Genomic DNA, 16793 nt, shown 5'->3' with positions numbered 1-16793 from the left:
TGCCCGTCCAGGTCATCTGTCTACAGGCTATGCGAATGACTGCCAAGGGGTGCGGAAAACGGCCGCCGTGCCATTCTTCTCGGATGGTGTGCGCGAGCGAGGAGACAATGATATAATGTACGGGATGAACGAGGAAGGGGAGAAGGTTTTGGGTCGTTTCATTATTTGCGATCATCCGCTGATCCAGCATAAAGTAACTTTTCTACGTGATAAAAATACGGACACGAAGCAATTCCGCGAGTTGGTGGACGAGTTGTCGACCTTGATGGCTTACGAGGTGACCCGCGACATTCCGCTCGAGAAGATCACGGTGGAGACGCCGGTGGCGCAAGCGGAAGGGTGCGTCATCGCGGGCCGCATGCTCGGCTTGATTCCGATTCTTCGCGCGGGCCTCGGCATGGTGGACGGGATGCTGAAGCTGCTGCCTTCCGCCAAGGTCGGCCATATCGGCCTATACCGGGATCCGGAGACGCTGAAGCCGGTGGAATATTATGTCAGCCTCCCTTCCGACGTGACGGAGCGGGAATTGATCGTGTTGGACCCGATGCTGGCCACCGGAGGCTCCGCCAACGCGGCGATTCAGTCGCTTAAATCGAGAGGCTGCCGTCCGACGAAGCTTGTCTGTCTGATCGCGGCGCCCGAAGGCGTCAAGGCGGTGCAGGAGGCGCACCCGGACATCGATATTTACGTGGCCGCTCTTGACAAATATTTGAACGATCACGGTTATATTGTCCCTGGGCTCGGGGACGCAGGAGACCGCCTGTACGGAACGAAATAATCGGGGAACCGGATTCGGCAAGGGAGAGACCGACGTGAGCAAGATTAAAGCAATGACCATATTCGGCGTGCGCCCCGAAGCGATCAAGATGGCGCCGCTTATTTTGGAGCTGCAGAAGCATCCCGAGCAAATCGAGACGATCGTCTGCGTCACCGCGCAGCATCGCCAGATGCTCGACCAGGTGCTCGAGGTGTTCCGGATCAAGCCGGATTACGATCTGGACGTCATGCAGGCGGGACAGACGCTGAACGACGTGACGATCCGCGTTCTGCAAGGCCTGGAGCCGGTGCTGCGCGAGGCGAAGCCGGACGTGGTGCTCGTGCACGGGGATACGCTGACGACCTTCCTGGCCAGCTATGCGTCCTTCATCCAGCAGATCAAGGTGGGCCATGTGGAGGCGGGGCTTCGGACATGGAACAAGCTGGCGCCGTTCCCGGAAGAGATGAACCGTCAATTGACGGGCGTATTGGCCGATCTGCACTTCGCCCCGACAGACTGGTCGGCGGGCAACTTGCGCAAGGAGAACAAACCCGAAGAGGACGTCTACGTGACCGGCAATACGGTGACGGACGTGTTCCAATATACGGTCAAGCCGGACTTCGCCCATCCGGTGCTGGATTGGACGCAAGGCAAGCGGCTCGTGCTGATGACCGCCCATCGCCGCGAGGCGCAAGGCGAGCCGCACCGGCGGATCTTCCGCGCGGTTCGGCGGATCGCCGACGAATTCGAGGATATCGCGATCGTTTATCCCGTTCATCCGAGCCCTGCGGTCAAAGAGCCGGCTGAAGCCATTCTAGGCGGGCACCCGCGCATCCGGCTGATCGACCCGCTGGATGTGGTGGAGCTGCACAATTTTTACCCGCACACGCATCTCATTCTGACCGATTCGGGCGGCCTGCAGGAAGAAGCCCCGTCGTTCGGGGTGCCGGTGCTCGTGCTTCGGGAGACGACCGAGCGGCCGGAGGGCATCGAAGCGGGAACGCTGGAGCTGGTCGGCACCGAAGAGGAGACCGTTTACGAACGGGCGAAGGCGCTGCTGACGGATGAGGAACTATATAGGCGAATGAGCCGCGCGGCCAATCCGTATGGCGACGGCCAGGCGTCGAAGCGGATCGTGCAGGCGATCCTTCACCATTTCGGGCGGGGCGAGCGGCCGGAGCCGTTCCGGAGATAGTATTTTTACCAAATAGGCGGACAGGAAGGCCAAACCCCGGCGGCGCAGACCGCTAGCGCGGGGTTTGGCTGCCCTCGCATCTGCGGGGAGATACGGCATGGGGAAATCGCCAGAAACCGGCGTCAGGCGCATCCGGAAGGGACACATGGGTAAGTTGGCATGAATCGTCCAAAAGTTCACATACAGCATACAGTTCAGCTGTATGGTTAATAATGCCTGCAAATCGCGTCCTGACGGGCTTTTTACCCCATTCGTTCACATAAAGTTTGAATTTAAGCGAATTGACAAACACGTATCAGCAAAGATACAATATAACGGGAACCTTGGGAAGAAAGGGCTTACTTTAGCGCCTTTTCTCAATCCGAAGGCGTCGAAGGAGCGGATAGTCATGCCTGATTCCCGACGTCAACCGCCCGTCCCGCCGGATGAGAATCCGTGGCGGGCCGCCGGACTGGTCACCGCGATCGGCGCGGAGCTCGCCGTGTGCGTCGGCCTCGGCTGGTGGATCGGAGCGGTTATGGACCGCGATAACGGAACCTCTTACTGGTACCTGGTCGGCCTTGTGGTCGGACTGGTCGCCGGCGTCGGCTCCGCCATCGCCCTGATTCGGAAGTATGCAGGAGAAAGGCGAAAGTAATGGACGAATTACCCGCTCTGCTCAAACGCGTTTCCAGAATAGCGTTCTTTTTTTTGTCCATGGGTTGTCTTGGCTGGGCGATATGGCCCGGTTACAAGTCTGTTTTCGGAGGGTTCCTGATCGGCGCAATCGGCGGCCTGTTCATCTCCTGGCATCTCGCTTGGAAAGTCGTCAGGCTCGGCGATGCGGCCGCATCGGGACGCAAACCGCGCTCCGGGCTCGGGTTTCTGACCCGGGCGTGCATCGGCCTGCTCGCCGGCGTCGTCTCGGTGCGCATGCTCGAATTTAATCTGGCGGCCACCGTCGTCGGATTAATTACGGCTCCGATGGCAACACTTCTGTTGGGTATTATCTCCAGACGTCGTTATTCCGACGGCCATCCCACCGATGAAAGGGGTGAGAAGCACTAACATGGAACACTTATCGCCAATCGTCATCATCGGCGGAGTCAAATTCGATCTTGCCGCTATTTTCATGATCGTTCTGACGAGCATTCTCGCTTTTGTGCTTGCACGCTTGTCGGTTCGCAACCTGTCCGTGGAGAACCCGGGCAAGCTGCAGAACTTTATGGAATGGGTTGTCGAGTTCGTCAGCAACATCATCGGGATGGCGACGGATTTCAAGAGGGGACGCGTCTATCTTACTCTTGGCCTGACTTTGATTGTCTATATTTTCATCGGCAACATGCTGGGCCTTCCGTTCAACATCATTACCGAAGCGCATCACGGCCACGCCACCTTCCTGGGGATGGAATTGTTCATGGACGGCAAGGAGGAAGCGGAATTCGCCTGGTGGAAATCGCCTACGGCGGATGCCGCCATGACCATGGCGCTGGCGCTCACGGTCATTGTCCTGTCCCACATCCAAGGGCTCAGACATAACCGGAAGCATTACCTGAAGCACTATTTCGAACCGTGGCCTTTCTTCTTCCCGATCAACCTGATCGAGACGCTGGCCAAACCGCTCACGCTCGGCCTGCGGCTTTACGGCAACATCTACGCGGGCGAGGTCATGATCAGCGTCATTATGGGAATGGGCTTTATCGGCATTCCGGCGCTGCTCGTGTGGCAAGGATTCAGTATTTTCGTAGGCGCCATCCAGGCGTTCGTATTTACGATGTTGACCATGGTGTACATCGGTCAGGCAAGCATTCACGAAGAAGATCACTAATTTACTACCCCATTTGAGGAGGACATTTAAACATGGCGATTTACGGTCTGTTGGCAGCGGCAATTGTTTTCGGTTTGGGCGCTTTGGGCGCAGGTATCGGTAACGGTTTGATTTTCAGCAAGACGGTAGAAGGCATCTCCCGCCAGCCTGAACTGCGCGGCGCGCTGCAAACGACGGCGTTCATCGGCGTCGGTCTGGTCGAGGCCCTGCCGATCATCTCCCTCGTACTTGCCTTCATCTTCATGGCGCAGTAAGAATTGAATCAAGAACGACGGGCGCGGAGTGTCATTGGCCTCCACGCCTTCCTTATGAAATAGGTGTTTGGGATTCATTTATGCAGCAGGCGAAAGGAGTGACTGTCGGTGAGCTTTAACTGGACTAGCTTTCTCATCCAGATCGTGGCTTTCGGCATTTTGTACTTGTTGCTGTCGAAATTTGCCTTTAAACCGCTGTTCGGCATTATGGAAAAACGCCGCCAACTGGTCAAAGAGCAAATCGACGGCGCCGAGAAGAGCCGCGCGGATGCGGAACGTTTCTTGGAAGAGCAGAAGCAAGCGCTGCAGCAAGCGCGCAAAGAAGCTTACGATATTATCGAGACAGCCAAAACGACCGGCGCGAAGCAAGCGGACGAGATCGTGCAAGCGGCCCGCAACGAAGCGAACCGTCTGAAGGAAGAGGCGCTTCGCGACATCGAGAGCGAGAAGAACAAGGCGATCGCTTCCCTGAGGGCGCAAGTGAGCGGCCTGTCCGTTCTGATCGCTTCCAAAATTATCGAGAAGCAAATCGACGAACAAACGCAAGCTGAGCTGGTTGATCAATACCTCCAAGAGGTAGGGACGAAGTCATGAGCCGCAGCACCGTAGTCGCGAAGCGTTACGCCAAGGCGCTGTTCGAGCTGGCGCAGGAGCAGAACCTGGTTGCCGAGACGGAGACCCAGCTGCAGCTTCTCGTGAACGCGATTGAGCAGAATGCGGATTTCCGCGCCTTCCTCGCAGCCCCGGGCATTCCGGCCGCGACGAAGATCGAGGCGCTGAAGCAGTCGTTCGCGGGTCAGCTTTTACCAATTGTTCTGAATACGGTCGGCCTGCTGATCGAACGCGGACGCCAAGGCGAGCTGTCCGCCGTTCTGGACGCGTACTTGCAAGTCGCCGGCGCCGCTCTCGGGCGCGCCGACGCGGTAGTGACGTCCGCCCAGCCGCTGACGTTAGGCGAGAAAGACAAATTGGCCAAGAAATTCGGCGCTTTGCTCGGCAAGACGATCCGTGTGCACAATACGGTCGACGCTTCCTTGCTGGGCGGACTGACGGTCCGCATCGGAGACACGCTGTACGACGGCAGTCTCCGCGGCAAGCTGGAACGTTTGGACAAAGCGCTGCAATCGTCGGCAAATTAGACAGGGGTGAACGAATTGAGTATCCGGCCTGAAGAAATCAGCACGCTGCTTAAACAGCAAATTCAAAACTATCAATCCGATATTCAAGTCGTGGACGTCGGTACGGTCATCCAAGTCGGTGACGGTATTGCGCGCGTGCACGGGTTGGAGAAATGTATGGCGGGCGAACTGCTTGAATTCGCCGACGGCACCGTGGGCATGGCTTTGAACCTTGAAGAGGACAACGTCGGCGTCGTCATCATGGGCCCGTACCTCGGCATCCGCGAAGGCGACCAAGTCAAGCGCACAGGCCGCATCATGGAAGTGCCGGTAGGCGAAGAACTGCTCGGCCGCGTCGTGAACGCGCTGGGCCAACCGATCGACGGCAACGGCCCGATCAACACGAAGAAGTTCCGTCCGATCGAATCTCCGGCTCCGGGCGTTATGGACCGTAAGTCCGTCTTCGAGCCGATGCAAACCGGCATCAAGGCGATCGACGCGATGATCCCGATCGGCCGCGGCCAACGGGAGCTCATCATCGGCGACCGCCAAACGGGTAAAACGACGATCGCCATCGACACGATCGTCAACCAGAAGGGCAACGGCGTCATTTGTATTTACGTCGCCATCGGCCAGAAGCAGTCGACGGTTCGTACCGTCGTCGAATCGCTGCGCCGCCAAGGCGCGCTGGACTACACGATCGTCGTGTCGGCGAGCGCGTCCGAGCCTTCCCCGCTCTTGTACATCGCACCGTACACCGGCTGCGCGATGGGCGAAGAGTTCATGTACAACGGCAAGCACGTTCTGATCGTTTACGACGACCTGTCGAAGCAAGCCGCGGCTTACCGCGAATTGTCCTTGCTGCTCCGCCGTCCTCCGGGACGCGAAGCGTATCCGGGCGACGTCTTCTACTTGCATTCCCGTCTGCTGGAGCGCGCGGCGAAGCTGAACGACGAACTGGGCGGCGGTTCCTTGACCGCGCTTCCGTTCATCGAGACGCAAGCCGGCGACGTGTCGGCTTACATTCCGACGAACGTCATCTCCATCACCGACGGCCAGATCTTCCTTGAATCCGACCTGTTCTACTCCGGCCAACGTCCGGCGGTCAACGTCGGGATCTCGGTCTCCCGGGTCGGCAGCGCGGCGCAAATCAAGGCCATGAAGAAGGTTGCGGGCACGCTCAAGACCGACTTGGCCCAATACCGCGAATTGGCGGCGTTCGCCGCGTTCGGATCCGACCTCGACAAAGTGACGCAATCCCGCCTCGACCGCGGAATTCGTACGCTTGAAATTTTGAAGCAAGGCATCAACGCTCCGATGCCGGTCGAGCGCCAAGTCGTGTCCCTCTTCATCGTAACGAGAGGCCATACGGACGATATTCCGGTTCAGGACGTACGCCGCTTCGAATCCGAATTCCTGTCCTATCTGGATGCGAACAACCCGCAAATTTTCGCTTCCATTCGCGATACGAAAGACCTGACCGCCGACAACGAGAAAGCGCTCGTCGAAGCGATCGGCGCCTTCAAGAAAGGCTTTGCCACGACGGCCTAAGCCCGCTACGCAAACGTCCGAATAAGCTTGCGCCGGGCGGGCCGAGCGCGTCTCGGGAAGCCCGGCAATAAGGTGGTGACATGAATGGCTAAAGGAATGCGCGAGATCAAGCGCAAGATCAAGAGCACGCAGAACACGAAGCAGATCACGAAAGCGATGGAGATGGTCGCCGCTTCGAAGCTGCGGCGCGCACAGAACGCGGCGCTCGCGAGCCGGCCGTATTCCGACAAGCTCAAGGAAGTCGTCTCGAGCATCGCGACGGGAAGCGGCAGCGTGAAGCATCCGATGCTGCAAAGCCGTGAAATCAAGCGCAGCGCTTATTTGGTCATCTCCTCCGACCGCGGCCAAGCGGGCGGTCTGAACTCGAACCTGCTGAAGAAGCTGATGGAGACGATCAAGGAGAAGCACAAGTCGAACGACGAGTTCTCCTTGTTCGTCATCGGCCGCAAGGGCTACGATTTTCTGAAGCGCCGCGGCTTCACGATTCAGCAGGAAGCGATCGGCGTGCCGGACTCTCCGACATTCGCGGACATCAAGTCGATCGCATCCGCAGCCGTCAAGGGCTTCGAGAACGGAGACTACGACGAGTTGTTCGTCGTCTACAACCGTTTCATTAATGCGATCTCCCAGCTTCCGACGATCAAGCAGATGCTTCCGCTGGACGCCTCCCAGCTCGGCGGCGATAAGTCCGGCCCTTCGGCGGACTACGAGTACGAGCCTTCTGCGGAGGAAGTGCTGAGCGTTCTGCTTCCGAAGTACGCGGAGACGCTCGTTTACAGCGCGATGCTGGAAAACAAAGCTTGCGAATTCGGCGCGCGGATGACCGCGATGGGGAACGCGACGAAGAACGCGACGAAGATGATCAACGAGTTGACGCTGAATTATAACCGCGCGCGTCAGGCTGCGATTACGCAAGAGATTGCGGAAATCGTCGGCGGCGCGAACGCGCTCAGCTGACAGGCTGACGGATTGAAACGAAGTTATAGGAGGGACACGCATGAGCAAGGGGCGCATTGTCCAGGTCACGGGACCGGTCGTCGACATCGAGTTCGAACACGGTCATCTGCCGGACATTTACAACGCTATCAAGATTCAGCATTCCGGTGAACGCGAGATCAACCTGACGGTTGAAGTCGCGCAGCACCTTGGCGACAATCTGGTCCGCGCCGTCGCCATGTCGTCCACGGACGGCTTGGTCAGAGGCATGGAAGCCGTCGATTTGGGCAGGCCGATCACGGTTCCGGTCGGTCCGGCTACGCTGGGCCGGGTATTCAACGTTCTCGGGGACCCGATCGATGGCAAGGGCGAAGTAGACCGTTCGCTGGAAAATCCGATTCACCGCAAAGCTCCGGAATTCGAAGCTTTGTCCACCCAGCAGGAAATGCTGGAGACGGGCATCAAGGTCATCGACCTGATCGCTCCGTACGCCAAGGGCGGTAAAGTCGGTCTGTTCGGCGGCGCCGGCGTCGGCAAAACCGTTACGATGCAGGAGCTTATTCATAACATCGCGCAAGAGCACGGCGGGATCTCCGTATTCGCCGGCGTCGGCGAGCGTACTCGCGAAGGGAACGACCTGTACCACGAAATGAGCGAATCCGGCGTTATCTCGAAGACCGCGATGGTGTTCGGCCAGATGAACGAACCGCCGGGCGCCCGTCTTCGCGTCGCGCTGACCGGTCTGACGATGGCCGAGTACTTCCGCGACCAAGAAGGCCGCGACGTGCTGCTGTTCATCGACAACATCTTCCGCTTCACCCAGGCGGGTTCCGAAGTATCCGCGCTGCTCGGCCGCATGCCGTCCGCGGTCGGTTACCAACCGACGCTGGCGACGGAAATGGGCCAATTGCAAGAGCGGATCACTTCGACGAAGAAAGGTTCCGTTACGTCCATCCAAGCGATCTACGTTCCGGCCGACGACTACACCGACCCGGCTCCGGCAACGGCGTTCGCCCACTTGGACTCCACGACGAACCTGGAGCGTAATATCGCGGCCATGGGTATTTTCCCGGCCGTCGACCCGCTCGCTTCGTCTTCGCGTATTCTCGCTCCGGAAATTCTGGGCGAAGAGCATTACAACGTTGCGCAAGGCGTAAAGAAACTGCTGCAACGCTATAAAGAGCTGCAAGATATCATCGCCATCCTCGGGATGGACGAATTGTCCGAAGAAGACAAGCTGGTCGTTCACCGCGCCCGCCGGGTTCAGCTGTTCCTGTCGCAGCCGCTGCACGTCGCGGAGGCGTTCAACGGCATCCCGGGCGTATACGTGCCGGTCAAAGATACGGTACGCAGCTTCAAAGAAATTCTTGAAGGCAAGCACGACGACCTTCCGGAACCGGCTTTCCACAACGTCGGGACCATCGAAGACGCCGTCGAGAAGGCGAAAAAGCTCGCACAAGGGCTCTAATCCGCCGCTAAGGAGGAATACCGATGAGCACCTTACGGTTGGAGGTCGTAACGCCGGAACGGAAGGTTTACGAGCAGGACGTCGATATGGTCGTCGTCAAAGGCGTCGGCGGCGAGCTCGGTATTCTGCCGCGTCACATTCCGCTCGTGACGCCGCTTAAGATTGCGCCGGTCAAAGCCAAGAAGGCGGGCTCGGAAGAGTTCATCGCCGTGCACGGCGGCTTCATGGAAGTGCGCAAGGACAAAGTGGTCATTCTGGCAGAAACGGCGGAACTGGGCTCCGACATTGACGTCGCTCGCGCGCAGCAAGCGAAGGAACGCGCCGAGCAGCGTCTGGCCAGCAAGCAGGAAGAGATCGACCACAAGCGGGCCGAGCTGGCTCTGCAACGCGCCTTGACGCGCATTCAATCGTCCGGACACTGACAGGCTTCATCCGAATCGCCGAGAAGCGGCACCCGAGAGGGACGCGCTTCCCGGCGATTTTTCCTTTTTGGACGGGGTCGTCTTTTATGGTATAAGTATTAAATGAAGCAAAGGAAAGGCGGTGCATCGGAGTGGAAGACGTCGTCATTATCGGCGCCGGTCCTTGCGGCTTGTCGGCGGCGGCCGAACTGCAGGATCGGGGCTTCAATCCTCTCGTCATCGAGAAGGAAAATATTGTGCACTCCATTACGTGTTATCCGACGAACATGCAGTTTTTCAGCACGGCCGAGCTGCTCGAAATCGCGGGAATTCCGTTCGTCACGCCGAACGAGAAGCCGTCGCGGCTCGAAGCGCTGCATTATTACCGCATCGTATCCGAGCGCAGGCAGATGCGCATTCGGAGGTACGAACGGGTGACGGCGGTGGAGAAGCTGGAAGAAGGCGGCTTCCGCGTGACGTCGACGAACCGGGCGGGAGAGACGCTGCACACGCTGGCGAAGGCTGTCGTGGTGGCGACCGGCTATTTCGACCATCCGAACCGGATCGGCATTCCGGGGGAAGATTTGCCGCACGTCAGCCACTTCTTCCGCGAGGCGCATCCGTACGCGGGTATGCGGGTCGCCATCATCGGAGGCAGCAACTCGGCGGTGGACGCGGCGCTGGAGCTGGAGCGCGTCGGAGCGAAGGTGACGGTCGTCTATCGGGGCGAGTCGGTGTCGGCGAACATCAAGCCGTGGGTGCGGCCGGTCTTCGACAGCAAGACGGCGAAGGGCAAGATCGAGCTACTGCTGCAAAGCCGCGTCGTCGAGATCGGTCCGGATTGGGTCCGGATCGAGCGGACGCAGACCGGCGAAGCCGGCGGGGAGCCGAAGATGGCGGAGACGACGCTTCCGGCCGACTTCGTGCTGGCGCTGACGGGGTTCCGTCCGGACCGGGCCTTCCTGCGCTCGATGGGCGTCGAAGCGCCGGACGGCATCATTCCGCCGACGCACGATCCGGAGACAATGGAGACGAACGTGCCGGGCATCTATCTGGCCGGCGTCGTCTCGACCGGTCGCGATGCGAACGAGATTTTCATCGAGTCGGGCCGTTTCCACGGCCGCAAAATCGCGGCCCATCTGGCGAGCAAGCGATAGAAGCGGTTGAGAAGCGGCGCCCTTATCGCCGCCATGGTGCTGGCCGGCCAGAACGGCGCCTTCGTGACGCACAAAAGGGGACGCAGCCTTTGAAGATTGACTGGACGAAAACGATGCCCGTATACTGGTCTAGGAACCCGAGCTGTGAGAACGGTTATCAACCGTCATTCGGTTGCTCAGGGATCGGCCAGCGGGAGGCTTACGCTATGAGACGCGCATCGACGTTCGAAATTATCGCCGCACGGGCCTGGAACGTTCTCAACGAGGGACGGCCGTTCACTCCGGTGTTCGTGGCGGGCGTTTTTTTGCTTTATCATGCCGGCGATTGGGGACAGGCCGCGTTCTGGGCGGCGTTCGGCGCCGCGCTGGCGGCCGTGCTGCCGCTGCTCGCCATTTATTACGTTTACGATTTTCCGCTCTATTTGCGCAATTACTTGTGGCTTCCCGTCGTGGCGGCACTCGTCGTCTGGGACGGCGCAAAGGACGTTATCGGCCTGTGGTTGACGGGGATCGGGCTGTACTTCTTTTTTACCGTCTTCTTCTGGGGGACGTTCTACTATCATCTGCGAATCGGCACGACGTGGCTGAACTTCACGCGGTTCTGGAAGCTGGTGCTTCAGCACAGCGATTCGACCAGCGGCAACGCGCAGGAGCAGCTTCCGAAGACGCTTCTGCTGCTTTTCGTTATGGAGACGGTGTACGGCTGGACAAGAGAAGGGAGCTCCGGCTCCGAAGATTGGGTGACGCTCTATCTGTTTATGGCGGCCGTCTGGCTCATGGCCTGGGTGCTGCACCGCTATCTGTTCGACTGGAAGCCGAAGGAGCGGTCGGAGTCGCCGGCGACGCTTCCTCCGGTGCAAGGCGCGATCAGCCGCAAAGTGTACGTGCTCGTCGTGGACGGCATGCGCAAGGAACGGTTCGAGCAGGCGAACGCGCCGTTTCTCAAACGGCTTCGCTCGGAAGGAACGGAATTCACGGCGATGGAGACGGTATACCCGGCCCGCACGGTCGTCTGCTTCTCGTCGATGTTCACCGGCGCTTATCCGCGGGAGCACGGAATCCAATCCAACTTCGTCTACCGGCTTGGCGTTCGGACGGAGACGATCTTCGACAGCCTGCGCAAAGTCGGGAAGACGGGGAGGCTGCTCGGCATCGCGCATCTGATCGATTCGATGGGGGACGACGTCGACGCGATCACCGCCGTCATGCGCCACGACCGGGCGGACGCCGAGACGGTGGAGATGGCCAAGCGGATCGTCGAGGAACGCAACCCGGACCTGATGGTCGTGCAGCTTATCGGAACGGACCAGATCGGGCACAGCCGGGGCGTCTTCTATGACGATTATTTGGAAAAGATCGAGGCGGCCGACCGGCTGCTGGAGGACTTTGTCGGCTGGCTGGAGAAGCGCGGCCTGCTGGAGGAAGCGACGATCGTCGTCTGCGCCGACCACGGGCAAGCGATCGGCATCGGCGGGCATGGCCATCTCGACGAAGGGGAGCGCTGGGTTCCGTTTTTCATGGCGGGACACGGCATCCGTCAAGGAATCAAGGTGGACACGCCGCACTCGCTCGTGTCGCTCGCCCCGACTTTGGCTTATTTGCTCGGCGCTCCGTATCCGGATCACAGCCGCGGGCCCGTACTGACCGAAGCGCTCGCGGACCGGCGGGGAGAAGAAGCGAAAGAAGGTTTGGAGACGACTTGAAAACAAGCAAAATCGTTGTATTTCTACCGGCTCACAATGAGGAAAAAAATATCGGACAAGTCATCTCTAGAATTCCTCGCGACTTTCTGCCGGGCGCGGCGGTGGAGGTGCTCGTCGTCGACGACGGGTCCACGGACGGAACGGTGGCGGCGGCCAAGGCGGCGGGAGCCGACCGGATCGTCTCGTTCGGGGCGAATCGCGGGCTCGGCGCCGCCGTGCGGGAAGGGCTGCGGCAGTGCGTGGCGCTGGGCGCCGACATCGGGCTGATGATCGACGCGGACAACGAATATCCGCCGGAGCAGATTCCCGAGGTGCTCGATCCGATCGTCCGGGGTGAAGCCGACTATACGATGGGCTCCCGTTTCAAAGGGCAAATTCGGGGGATGACGCTCGTTCGCCGGCTCGGCAATTACGGGTTCACGCTGCTGCAATCGCTGCTGCTGCGGCGCTGGATTTGGGACGGGCAATCGGGCATGCGGGGGTTCTCGCGGGAAGCGATGGCTTCTGCACGCATTATTCACGACTACAATTATGCGCAGGTGCTGACGCTGAACCTGATCCGGCAAGGATTCCGCATGCGGGAAATTCCGATTCGCTATCGGGTGCGCACCGAAGGCGAATCGTTCATTCGCTTCCGGCAGTACGTGCGCAAAGTGCTGCCGGCCGTCTGGCGGGAGCTGCGGACGCCGATCGGGAGCCGCGGCTCCGCGGAAGGGCGTGCGGCCGAAACGCGCGATCCGGCCTGGCGCGAGCTTGCGGAGGAGCGCAACGGCAAGGCATGAACGGCTGTGCGGACTGCACGCTGCGGCACGGGACAGGCTGCTCCCGATGGATAGGCGGTTTAGGGCGATATGGGGCAGCGAAGGGCGTCTAAGAGGCGGCATCGGCGGGTGGAACGAATGAGCGTTTACGGAAGCGGGGATTCTGGAAAATGGCAGTAGAGGGAGATCGGAAAAGCGGATCTCGGGATCAGCGGGTCCGGAACGGGGGCGGCCGGGTGTGGATGGGCCGAACGTTCTCGCTCCTGGCGCTTGCGGTATACGTCTTCTATGGCGCCGCGCATTTGTCGCCCTGGGCCGCCTCCTGGGACGCGGTCGACTTCGTGCTGGCGCTCGACCGGTTCGATCTGCTCGCCATGCAGCCCCATGCGCCGGGTTACCCGTACTTCGTGCTCGGCGGCCGGTTGATGCGGGCGTTCGTCCGCCAGCCGGCGCAAGCGCTCGGGCTGTGGAATTTGCTTGTCACGGCAAGCTCGGCCGTCCCGATCTTTGCGCTGGCCCGGCGCTGGCTGAACGCGCCGGCCGCCGCGCTGACGGCGGCGATCGCGCTGACGCTGCCGATGAACGCGGCGCTGGCGACGGGCCCCATGTCGGAAGGGGCTGCATTGGCGCTGCTGTGGTGGTATTTGTGGGCGGTGACGGCAGCCGGAGAGAGGCGCACGACGCTCGCATGGACCGGAGCGGCGTTCGCCTTCGGGCTGCTGATGGGCACCAGATTGTCCTATGCGCCGTTCGGCCTGGGGCTGCTCATGGTTTGGCTGGCGGAATGGAGATCGGACGGGCAATCCGGGGAGGCGGGCGGCCGTTTGGAATCCGCCGCCGCTCCGAATCGACGGCGCCGGCTGGCCCGGCTGGCTGTCTGGCCGCTAATCGCGGCTGCGTTCCAGCTGCTGTGGCTGGCCGGTCTGGCGGCGGCGGAAGGCGGCTTCGCGGGGATGCTGTCGCTGATCGAAGCGTTCGCGGCGGGCCACTTCACCGAATGGGGCGGCGGGGTAACGGCGGTCTCGATGCCTTTCGGCGACCGCCTGCTGCAGTTCCTCGGCGACAACGTCCTCTGGACCGGAGCCTTCGCCCGTACGCCCGCCCTTCTCGGGCTAACGGCGGCGCTGCTCGGCTTCGCCGTCGTGCTGCACGGCCTGGCGGACGCGCCTGCTCCCCGCCCGCCGGCTAGCCTGCGCGAACAGCTGCGGCGCGCGTTCGCGCCCGGCCCGGCCGCGCTGCTCGCGCTGCCGGCGCTCGCCTACGGCGCCTGGGCGCTGCTTGGCCAGAACATCGCCAAGCCGCGCCATGCCGCCCCGCTCGCGGCGCTGCTCGCCTTCGCGCTGGCGGTGTACGCGCTCCGCGCCTGCCGCGGCCCGGCGCTCCGCGCGCCGAAGACGGCGGCCGCCGCGCTGGCGATCGCGCTCGCCGCCGCCCAATCGCTGACCGCCGCCCGGCTGGTCGGCCTGCAGGCTGCGCAGCGGCCGGCCGTCTACCAATTGGCCGACGCACTGCGAACCGAGCCGGTGCAGCACACGGTGCTGTACACCTGGGAGGAAGAGCGGGTGCTGGGCTATTTGCGCGTGCCGGTCGAAGCCCGTCCGATCTACACATACGATTATTTTCGCGCGGAAGTGAACGCCGACCCGGCGGCCCGCATTTTGCTGACGGACAGCGTGCTCCGGGGATTCCGCCTGCAGACGGACATTCCGGATTCCAGGCTGCGGAAGCTGGCCGCGTTCCGTTCCGATTCCCGGCTCGATCCCGTTTACGGCACCGTTACGCTGTACGAATGGATCCGCTGAAACGACTATTGACACTGTAATTGAAAATGATTATCATTTTGATCGACACCGCAATGGCAATATCCTATACATTCGCATCCCGAAAGGTGTTTTCCATGAGCAAAACGTTTACCCGGCTGCTTGTCTTCTTACTTGCGTTGTACTGGCTTGTGCCGTCCTCGGCGCAGGCCTATTCATATGGCAACGCGAACACGGAGGACATCGCCGTGGCCTTTACCGATATCAACGCGAAGCTGAACGCCGATCCGGCCGACTGGACCGGCGCCAAAGCCGCCTACGAAGAGCGGAAGTCGGAGATGGCCTCGCACTTCGGGGAGCAGGTGCCGAAGGAGCTGGACGCCGCCTTCGCCGCCCAGGACAAGGAACGCGTCATCGCGGACATGCAAGGCGTGCTCGTCCTGAACATCGAGCGCCGGTTCAAGTATGCGATCGAAGGCTTCAGCGACTACAACCAGACGAAGCTCCTGCTCGCCAAGGCGCGGGCCACTTACGAGACGCTCAAGCCGTATATGGCCGGCAAGCTGAGCGACCAAGATTTGCAAAGCCTTGACGCCCAATTCGAGACCGCGCTGGACGCGCTCGGCAATCCCGGATTGTTCGGCGTCGGCAAGAAGGAAGCGAACCAGCCGTTGTTCGAATCGACGCTGAAGGCGATCGACGACAAGATCCACCCGCTTTTCCCCTTCGAAGGGGGGACGATTACGGGCGACGGAAGCGAAGAGACCGGAGCTTCCCCGTCCGCTTCGGCAGGCGCGGACCACGCGCCGATGGAAGAGACGGACAAGACGAATCCGGCCGTCACGATCGGGGTGCTGGCGGGCGTCGTCATCGTCGGCGGCGCCGTCGTCTGGCTGGTGCGCCGGCGGAAATAGCGTTGCCCCAAGGCAACAATGATTGACGGGAGTGAACCATCATGAACATGCAGGCTTTCCTGATCACGTTCCGGGAAGCGATGGAAGCGATTCTGATCGTGGGCGTCATCCTGGCCTATATTCGGAAAATCGGCGAAACCCGCTGGAACAAGTGGGTATGGACCGGCGTCGTATTGGCCATTGCGGCCAGTTACGGCGTTGCGCTTCTTTTCCAGGTCGTGCTCAGCGGTTACGAAAGCATGTCCAACCAGAATTATCTTCGCATCGGCATTATGCTCGCTTCCACCGGGCTGCTGACGCATATGATTCTGTTCATGAGCAAGCAGAACCGCACCTACCAGCAGAGCGTGGAAAGCAAGGTCGCCACCATCCTGACGGCGGGCGGCGCGCTGAACATGATCGTTCACTCCTTCCTCGTCACGCTGCGGGAAGGCGTCGAGACGGTGTTCTTCTTCGCGGCGATCGGAGGCGGCGACATCCAGTCCGCGCTGGCAAGCTGGGGAGCGTTGCTCGGCGTCATCTGCGCGGGCGTTCTCGGCTTCGTCATGTTCAAAGGGGCCAAGCGCGTTCCGATCGGCAAGTTTTTCAAAGCGACCAGCGTCTTCCTCATGCTGATCTCGGCCGGGCTGCTCGTCCAGGCGATCGGCATGCTGCAGGATCTCGGCGTCATCGGTTCGGTCTACCGTACGGCGGGCGGACAGATCGGGGAAGTGTACAACATCGTCTGGTTGATGCCGGAGCACCCGAACGACGAGCTTCATTACATTCGCGATACGGGACACCATCCGCTGATCAACGGGCAAGTGGGCCTCTTTTTCAAAGCGTTCCTCGGCTACTCCCACAATCCGTCCGTCGAAGAAGTGGCCGCTTATTGGGGCTATATGCTCCTCCTCTATATCGGGCTGTCGCGCCGCAAATCCGCCAAAGCCGCCGCCACCAAATCTGCCGAAACCGCAGCCCTTGTGAACGGCAAGGAGCAGCGCCAGGGAGCCTGAACTTCGGGCCGAACGT

18 protein-coding genes are annotated in these 16793 nt (G+C 60.7%); all 18 read left to right on the top strand.

Features of this window, described 5'->3' with window-relative positions; genetic code table 11:
• Positions 1-148: 148 nt before the first annotated feature.
• The 18 genes from upp (at position 149) to G485_RS0121990 (ending at position 16777) form a co-directional block, all read left to right on the top strand.
• Positions 149-778 carry a uracil phosphoribosyltransferase gene (gene upp / locus G485_RS0122075; RefSeq protein WP_027094321.1) on the top strand — a complete coding sequence of 210 codons (630 nt, stop codon included), beginning with the start codon at positions 149-151 and terminating at the stop codon, positions 776-778.
• A gap of 34 nt (positions 779-812) precedes the next feature.
• Entirely contained in the window at positions 813-1952 is a 1140-nt protein-coding gene (gene wecB, locus G485_RS0122070; protein WP_027094320.1) for a non-hydrolyzing UDP-N-acetylglucosamine 2-epimerase, read from the top strand.
• Between the two features lie 388 nt (positions 1953-2340).
• The gene (locus tag G485_RS30545) at positions 2341-2589 is read left to right on the top strand and encodes an AtpZ/AtpI family protein (protein WP_035157708.1); all 249 of its coding nucleotides are present in this window, start codon (positions 2341-2343) and stop codon (positions 2587-2589) included.
• Entirely contained in the window at positions 2589-2999 is a 411-nt protein-coding gene (locus G485_RS0122060; RefSeq protein ID WP_027094319.1) for an ATP synthase subunit I, read from the top strand. Before G485_RS30545 ends, G485_RS0122060 begins: the two co-directional genes overlap by 1 nt.
• A 1-nt stretch (position 3000) precedes the next feature.
• A complete protein-coding gene (gene atpB, locus G485_RS0122055; RefSeq protein ID WP_027094318.1) occupies positions 3001-3759 on the top strand; it encodes a F0F1 ATP synthase subunit A in 759 nt (252 codons plus the stop codon).
• 32 nt (positions 3760-3791) lie between these two features.
• A complete protein-coding gene (atpE, locus tag G485_RS0122050; RefSeq protein WP_027094317.1) occupies positions 3792-4013 on the top strand; it encodes a F0F1 ATP synthase subunit C in 222 nt (73 codons plus the stop codon).
• A gap of 108 nt (positions 4014-4121) precedes the next feature.
• The gene (gene atpF, locus G485_RS0122045; protein WP_027094316.1) at positions 4122-4607 is read left to right on the top strand and encodes a F0F1 ATP synthase subunit B; all 486 of its coding nucleotides are present in this window, start codon (positions 4122-4124) and stop codon (positions 4605-4607) included.
• Positions 4604-5152: a F0F1 ATP synthase subunit delta gene (locus tag G485_RS0122040; RefSeq protein ID WP_027094315.1), complete on the top strand. Its 549-nt coding sequence runs from the start codon at positions 4604-4606 to the stop codon at positions 5150-5152. Before atpF ends, G485_RS0122040 begins: the two co-directional genes overlap by 4 nt.
• Before the next feature lie 15 nt (positions 5153-5167).
• Positions 5168-6682, top strand: coding sequence for a F0F1 ATP synthase subunit alpha (atpA, locus tag G485_RS0122035; RefSeq protein ID WP_027094314.1), 1515 nt, complete (start codon positions 5168-5170; stop codon positions 6680-6682).
• Between the two features lie 84 nt (positions 6683-6766).
• Positions 6767-7639 (top strand): ATP synthase F1 subunit gamma, encoded by an 873-nt coding sequence (gene atpG / locus G485_RS0122030; protein WP_027094313.1) that lies wholly within the window; start codon positions 6767-6769, stop codon positions 7637-7639.
• Positions 7640-7679: 40 nt separating this feature from the next.
• Positions 7680-9086 (top strand): F0F1 ATP synthase subunit beta, encoded by a 1407-nt coding sequence (gene atpD / locus G485_RS0122025; protein ID WP_027094312.1) that lies wholly within the window; start codon positions 7680-7682, stop codon positions 9084-9086.
• A 23-nt stretch (positions 9087-9109) separates the two neighbouring features.
• Positions 9110-9508, top strand: a complete 399-nt coding sequence (locus tag G485_RS0122020; protein ID WP_027094311.1) for a F0F1 ATP synthase subunit epsilon — start codon at positions 9110-9112, stop codon at positions 9506-9508.
• A gap of 131 nt (positions 9509-9639) precedes the next feature.
• Positions 9640-10644 carry a YpdA family putative bacillithiol disulfide reductase gene (locus tag G485_RS0122015; protein ID WP_027094310.1) on the top strand — a complete coding sequence of 335 codons (1005 nt, stop codon included), beginning with the start codon at positions 9640-9642 and terminating at the stop codon, positions 10642-10644.
• 206 nt (positions 10645-10850) lie between these two features.
• The gene (locus tag G485_RS0122010) at positions 10851-12347 is read left to right on the top strand and encodes an alkaline phosphatase family protein (protein WP_027094309.1); all 1497 of its coding nucleotides are present in this window, start codon (positions 10851-10853) and stop codon (positions 12345-12347) included.
• Entirely contained in the window at positions 12344-13129 is a 786-nt protein-coding gene (locus G485_RS0122005; RefSeq protein ID WP_027094308.1) for a glycosyltransferase family 2 protein, read from the top strand. The genes G485_RS0122010 and G485_RS0122005 overlap by 4 nt, the downstream gene beginning before the upstream one ends.
• 149 nt (positions 13130-13278) lie before the next feature.
• On the top strand, positions 13279-14910 hold the full coding sequence (locus tag G485_RS0122000; RefSeq protein WP_084423448.1) for a glycosyltransferase family 39 protein: 1632 nt from the start codon (positions 13279-13281) through the stop codon (positions 14908-14910).
• Between the two features lie 95 nt (positions 14911-15005).
• The gene (locus G485_RS27775) at positions 15006-15782 is read left to right on the top strand and encodes a hypothetical protein (protein WP_051318485.1); all 777 of its coding nucleotides are present in this window, start codon (positions 15006-15008) and stop codon (positions 15780-15782) included.
• 41 nt (positions 15783-15823) lie between these two features.
• Positions 15824-16777, top strand: a complete 954-nt coding sequence (locus G485_RS0121990; RefSeq protein WP_027094306.1) for an FTR1 family iron permease — start codon at positions 15824-15826, stop codon at positions 16775-16777.
• The last annotated feature ends 16 nt before the right edge of the window (positions 16778-16793 follow it).

The sequence above is a fragment of the Cohnella thermotolerans DSM 17683 genome (genome assembly GCF_000429825.1).
Taxonomy (GTDB): domain Bacteria; phylum Bacillota; class Bacilli; order Paenibacillales; family Paenibacillaceae; genus Cohnella; species Cohnella thermotolerans.
Note: the sequence above shows the minus strand (reverse complement) of the source record. Positions and strands in the feature narration are given on the sequence as shown.

Coding starts and splice junctions, on each gene's coding strand:
- G485_RS0122040 (WP_027094315.1), top strand. CDS start 4,604: ATGAGCCGCAGCACCGTAGTCGCGAAGCGTTACGCCAAGGCGCTGTTC.
- G485_RS0122010 (WP_027094309.1), top strand. CDS start 10,851: ATGAGACGCGCATCGACGTTCGAAATTATCGCCGCACGGGCCTGGAAC.
- G485_RS0122000 (WP_084423448.1), top strand. CDS start 13,279: ATGGCAGTAGAGGGAGATCGGAAAAGCGGATCTCGGGATCAGCGGGTC.
- G485_RS30545 (WP_035157708.1), top strand. CDS start 2,341: ATGCCTGATTCCCGACGTCAACCGCCCGTCCCGCCGGATGAGAATCCG.
- G485_RS0122060 (WP_027094319.1), top strand. CDS start 2,589: ATGGACGAATTACCCGCTCTGCTCAAACGCGTTTCCAGAATAGCGTTC.
- atpB (WP_027094318.1), top strand. CDS start 3,001: ATGGAACACTTATCGCCAATCGTCATCATCGGCGGAGTCAAATTCGAT.
- G485_RS0122020 (WP_027094311.1), top strand. CDS start 9,110: ATGAGCACCTTACGGTTGGAGGTCGTAACGCCGGAACGGAAGGTTTAC.
- atpG (WP_027094313.1), top strand. CDS start 6,767: ATGGCTAAAGGAATGCGCGAGATCAAGCGCAAGATCAAGAGCACGCAG.
- G485_RS0121990 (WP_027094306.1), top strand. CDS start 15,824: ATGAACATGCAGGCTTTCCTGATCACGTTCCGGGAAGCGATGGAAGCG.
- atpE (WP_027094317.1), top strand. CDS start 3,792: ATGGCGATTTACGGTCTGTTGGCAGCGGCAATTGTTTTCGGTTTGGGC.
- G485_RS27775 (WP_051318485.1), top strand. CDS start 15,006: ATGAGCAAAACGTTTACCCGGCTGCTTGTCTTCTTACTTGCGTTGTAC.
- atpD (WP_027094312.1), top strand. CDS start 7,680: ATGAGCAAGGGGCGCATTGTCCAGGTCACGGGACCGGTCGTCGACATC.